General features: G+C 42.5%; 2 protein-coding genes. Both read right to left on the bottom strand.

Translation table 11 applies throughout. From position 1 onward, the window contains the following. Positions 1–31: 31 nt before the first annotated feature. A complete protein-coding gene (locus AB4384_RS01935; protein ID WP_106427183.1) occupies positions 32–874 on the bottom strand; it encodes an IS3 family transposase in 843 nt (280 codons plus the stop codon). Continuing rightward, positions 871–1,380, bottom strand: a complete 510-nt coding sequence (locus AB4384_RS01930; protein ID WP_029236503.1) for a helix-turn-helix domain-containing protein — start codon at positions 1,378–1,380, stop codon at positions 871–873. The genes AB4384_RS01935 and AB4384_RS01930 overlap by 4 nt, the downstream gene beginning before the upstream one ends. Positions 1,381–1,426 lie beyond the last annotated feature (46 nt).

Genomic DNA, 1,426 nt, shown 5'->3' with positions numbered 1-1,426 from the left:
TGAAGTGACCCCGTAAAGTTGGACATTTCTGTTAAGCGGCTTTCAAGGCCTGAGTTCGATATTCTATCGGAGTCAGGCCTTTTAGTTTCACTTTTATACGTTTGGTATTGTAGTACTCGATGTATTCTTTAATTTGCTCTATCAGAGCATCTGCATCTTCAAAGCTTTGGTTGTGATACATCTCTGTTTTGAGTAAAGCAAAAAAGTTTTCAGCAACCGCATTATCCAAGCAGTTACCTTTTCTCGACATGCTTTGTGTTAACCCACTCTCCGCTACCTTTTTCTGATACTGTCGATGACGATATTGCCAACCTTGATCGCTATGTATAATTGGCTTTGAGTTGGGTTTGAGCTTTGATATGGCTTCCGTTAGCATATCCGTGACAAGCGGCAAGCAGGCATTTTTGGCCACTCTATAAGCCACTACCTCCTGAGTAAACAAGTCGACCACGGGAGACAAGTATACTTTCTGCTCTTTGACTTTGAACTCCGTGACATCAGTTACCCACTTTTCATCGGGTTGAGTCGCACTAAAATCTCTTTCAAGCAGGTTAGGAGCAGCTGTTCCAGACTCTCCTCGGTATGAACGATACTTTTTAATCCTGACCGTCGATTTAAGGTTGAGCTGAGCCATAAGCCTTTGAACCGTTTTGTGATTAAGCACGAACCCCTGATTTTTTAGTTCCAAGTGAATACGGCGGTAGCCGTATCGACCCTTATGTTCATGATAAATTGACTTTATCAACCGCAGCTCACGTTCGTAGCTATTTGGGCGCTTGTTTGTTTGAGCTTGATAATAAAAGACACTTTTTGCCAGCTGTAGAGTCTGCAGTAAGTGCTTCAGCGGGTACTTGCCTTTAAGAGTTAGAGCTATGACCGCTTTTTCTTTGTTCGACGGTTTTTTTCCTGCTCCAACTCTTCCAACTTTTTTAGAACGGCATTCTCGGTTCGTAAGTAGACCAACTCCTCTTTTAGCTCCTCAAGTGTCATTTCATTATCAGGCTTAGTGGTACGTTGAGGTTGCTGTTTCATTGAGGGTCTTCCTTTCTGGCGCATTTTGAGCCCCTTGATACCGAGCTCATTAAATCTTTTGAGCCAGACAGAGAGTATCCCAGGGGATGAGAGGTTTAATACAGCGCTAGTGTGCGTGAGAGACCATTCATTCGTCCACATTAAATTCAATGCTTTTCGTTTTGTTTGAGCAGTCGCGGCATGCTTAGTTGGTAAAAATGAATCAGTACCATGGATGGCAAAGACTTGAGCCCAATACCGTATCTGCCTTGAAGAAATTGAATATTGTTTTGCTAAATAGAGAGATGACGTGCCATCTAAGTATTGCTTAGCAATGATACATTTTAGCTCACGGCTATATTTGGACATAAAAAGACCCCCAATAATTGGTGTCCAACTATTGGGGGTCAGTTCA

The organism is Vibrio sp. 10N.261.51.A4 (genome assembly GCF_041471945.1).
Taxonomy (GTDB): domain Bacteria; phylum Pseudomonadota; class Gammaproteobacteria; order Enterobacterales; family Vibrionaceae; genus Vibrio; species Vibrio crassostreae_C.
Note: the sequence above shows the minus strand (reverse complement) of the source record. Positions and strands in the feature narration are given on the sequence as shown.

Coding starts and splice junctions, on each gene's coding strand:
- AB4384_RS01930 (WP_029236503.1), bottom strand. CDS start 1,380: ATGTCCAAATATAGCCGTGAGCTAAAATGTATCATTGCTAAGCAATAC.